Origin of the sequence: Phytopseudomonas dryadis (assembly GCF_004327355.1) — a bacterium.
In the GTDB taxonomy this organism is placed as follows: Bacteria; Pseudomonadota; Gammaproteobacteria; order Pseudomonadales; family Pseudomonadaceae; genus Aquipseudomonas; species Aquipseudomonas dryadis.
Genome location: NZ_QJUM01000061.1, coordinates 1 through 3587 on the forward strand (window position 1 = coordinate 1; position 3587 = coordinate 3587).

A 3587-nucleotide genomic window follows, 5' to 3' on the forward strand; every position below is an offset into this window, starting at 1 on the left:
TCCGGCTTCGGGATACTCCACGTAGTGGTAATGAGGCGGGGGGCCACTCTACAGACGAGGTCACGCAAGGTGCCTCCAGGAGCGAACGGCCTCCCCGGTAACTGCTTCCGTCATGGTTGTTGACAGATAAGCTCAACATACAAGGAGCGGCGACCTCGGCGCGATGCGCTTGCCGCCATCCCGCAAGATCCGTGGTGCGGCCGCCATTCGCTGCGGGGTCGCGGCTCCTACGGGGCCAGGGCGAACCGCCGTTTTGCGGGCTACACGCTTAACTGACGGACTTAAGGGCGGGCCACCTATAGCGGATGGGCATTGAGCGGCCGGGAGAAGTGGTAGGTGGTGACGCAGCACAGCAACAGCCCACCCACCGCCAGCAAGCCGCCGACGATACCGATATCGGCCACGCCCAGCTGGCTGCTCACCAGACTGCCGAGCAAGGCGCCACCGCCGATGCCGACGTTGAAGATCCCGGAGTACAGGGCCATGGCCACGTCGGTGGCATCCGCGGCGAGGTTCAGCACCCGGGCTTGCAAGGCGAGGCCGAAACACATGATGGCGATCCCCCAGACCACGCTCAGCGCGCCCAGGTAGGCATGCTCCCGGGCCAGCGGCAGCAGGCACAGCATGCACAGGCTGAGCACGCCGATCGCGGCGATCACGAAGCCGCGCGGATAACGGCTGCTGTAGCGGCTGAACAGGATGGAGCCGAGAATGCCGGCGCCGCCGAACAGCAGCAACAGCACCGTGATCATGTCGCCGGACATGCCCGCCACGCTCTGGGCGAAAGGCTCGATATAGCTGTAGGCGGTGAAATGGGCGGTGATCACCAGCGCGGTGAGCACGTATACCGCCACCAGCGCCGGGCGTTTGAACAGCACCGGCAGGCTCTTCAGCGAACCGGAATTCTGGCTGGGCAGCAACGGCAGGGATTTCACCAGGCACAGCACCACCAGCCCGGCGACCACCGCGATGCTGGTGAAGGTGGTGCGCCAGCCCAGCACCTCGCCGATCACCCGGCCGAGCGGAATGCCCAGCACCATCGCCAGGGCACTGCCGGTGGCCAGCAGCCCGAGCGCCTGGGCCTGGCGCCCCTCGGGCGCGACCCGCACCGCCAGCGACGCGGTGATCGCCCAGAACAGGGCATGGGCCAGGGCGATGCCGATCCGGCTGATCAGCAGGACGCCGAAGCTCCAGGCCATGCCGGACAGAATGTGGCTGACGATGAACAGGATGAACACGCAGGTCAGCAGCTTGCGCCGCTCGATATTGCGCGTCAGCAGCATCAGCGGCAGGGAGGCCAGGGCCACCACCCAGGCGTAGATCGTCAGCATCAGGCCGACATGGGCGGTCGACATGTCGAAGCTGTGGCCGATCTGGCTCAGCAGGCCCACCGGGACGAACTCGGTGGTATTGAAAATGAAGGCGGCCAGCGCCAGGGCGATCACACTGAGCCAACTTCCGGCACGCGCATCCACAGGTGTGTTCATTCGGGGCGATGTCTGTCGAACGGGAGCCATCCGGCTACAGGGGCCGTTATCCACTGCGTCACCAGACCCAGGGAACCTGTACGGATTGCTCGAAAAAAAAGCCCCACACGCACGAGACGCGCGCACAGCGGTTCGACACCCTTGGCTGGTGAAAACCGGGGTGGTGAACGCAGTGAACGGAGAATTATAGGTATGGGGGTACGGCCAGATGGCGCGGATTCTACGCCGCGTCCCTAGCATCTACAACTGACTCTCCGGCCCTGGCGCCAGGTGGCTGACCGGCGGCAACGTAGCGCTCCGAGCAACTGTAGTAGTCTAATTCTCATGGACACCTCGACAGGGGATGATTCCCCCAAAGAGGACGTTGAATACCATGACATCTCGCTCGCGCAGAACCTTCGATGCTGCTTTCAAATTGCAGGTTGTACAAATGTTCCGCGACCAAGACCTGAGCGCTGCTCAAGTCTGCCGTGATCTGGATTTGCTCGACAGCGCTGTACGCCGTTGGCTGGCCCAATACGATGCCGACAATCTTGGTCAGCCTGGCGTCGGTAAGCCACTGACGTCCGAACGCAGCGTATTCGTGAGCTCGAGCGGGAAAACCAGCGCTTACGCGAGGATGTCTCACTGCTAAAAAAGCATCGGCCTTCTTCGCCCGAGAACTGAAATGATCCACAACCTGATCAATCAGTTTCAGAAGGAGGCCGGTGTGTCCAGCCTATGCAGGCTAATGGAGGTGAGCCGTTTCGGGCTGTATGCGGTCAGGCAACGCCCGCGAGAACCTCAGGCATGCCGGGTGGCTTGTGCGCTCAACGCAGTGTTTAAGGCCAGTGGTAGCAACTATGGCAGTCGCCGATTGAGTGCAGCGCTCAAGGCTCAGGGCTTGCCCGCAGGGCGGTACCTCGTGCGTCGCTTGATGGCACAGCACGAGCTCAAGGCCCGCTGGAAACGCAAATTCGTTCACACCACCGACAGCAAACATGATCAGCCCATCGCCGCCAATATGCTGGATCGACAGTTCAACCCAAGCCGACCCAATCAAGCCTGGGTAGCCGACATTACCTACATCCGGCGGCTGGCTCTACCTGGCCGCGGTACTGGATCTGTACTCACGCAAGATTGTGGGTTGGGCAATGGCGCCAAACATGCCAGCCGAGCTGGTCTGCATGGCGTTGCAGATGGCCATCGCCCTACGCCAGCCAAAGCCCGGATTGATCCTGCACAGCGACCGTGGAAGCCAGTATGCCAGTCAGATTCATCGCGACCTGCTGACGCGCAACGGCCTGATCGCCAGCATGAGCCGAAAAGGTAATTGCTGGGACAATGCCGTGATGGAGCGTTTCTTCCTAAATCTGATGATGGAGCGCGTTTGGCAGCGTAATTACGCCAATCCTGGCGAGGCCATCGGCGATATCACCAGTACATCGTCGGCTTCTACAACTCCCACCGGCTGCACTCCACTCTCGGCTACCGATCACCGGCCGACTATGAGAAGGCCACCACTTGAAACCCTCTATCACGGTGTCCATTAAAACTTGACCACTACACCAGGGAATTGGCCGAAATCGAAAACAGATCAGGGCCTGACATCGGCACTCGTTACGCGACACTCCAATCCAGCTCCCTGCTTATCTATGACCACTCCTGCCTTGGCTCCGGAAACATAGGCCGATAGCATCAACGCATAGAGTTCGGAGTAATGCTTCTCACTGAAGTCACTTCTGTGAAAATAAGCATATGCGTATCTACAGTCTTGTAGGGCACTGGAGCCCATTGTGACAACAAAGGCCCCAGGCATTGACCATACACGCGTGAGCTTGCCTTGGTACCAGGCAGGTGCAGACCATACGGGGAGGCTGGCAGTTACAAGCGCAGCAAATGCAAGTATTTTTTTCAAGATGTAGTAACCTCTCTATCCATGGACATCAAGTAAAGCCTTGTCCCAATCAGTAATTACAGGGCGGCGGCAAAATCTGAGTGCAACACCTGACCGTTCCGGTACGGTGCTGCCCCTATGTTTTATTCCGAACTCAGCGTTGAAGAGCGCGCCACCATTCAAATCGGTCATGCCCAAGGCTTCAGCCTGCGTAGGATTGCCGG

The 3587-nt window shown here is 60.1% G+C and carries 2 protein-coding genes and 1 pseudogene; 2 read left to right on the forward strand and 1 reads right to left on the reverse strand.

Annotation, left to right across the window (positions count from 1 at the left end; all coding sequences use genetic code 11):
* Positions 1-296: 296 nt before the first annotated feature.
* Positions 297-1487 (reverse strand): sugar transporter, encoded by a 1191-nt coding sequence (locus tag DNK34_RS25200; RefSeq protein ID WP_131177994.1) that lies wholly within the window; start codon positions 1485-1487, stop codon positions 297-299.
* Between the two features lie 343 nt (positions 1488-1830).
* Here DNK34_RS25200 and DNK34_RS25205 point away from each other — a divergent pair.
* Positions 1831-2994, forward strand: a pseudogene (locus tag DNK34_RS25205) (IS3 family transposase).
* A 507-nt stretch (positions 2995-3501) separates the two neighbouring features.
* Positions 3502-3587 (forward strand): helix-turn-helix domain-containing protein (locus DNK34_RS25210; RefSeq protein WP_131177995.1); only part of this gene is annotated, 86 nt, incomplete at its 3' end.

What these genes read in the sequence shown, in the direction of transcription:
- DNK34_RS25200 (WP_131177994.1), bottom strand. Translation starts at nt 1,487, where the DNA reads ATGAACACACCTGTGGATGCGCGTGCCGGAAGTTGGCTCAGTGTGATC.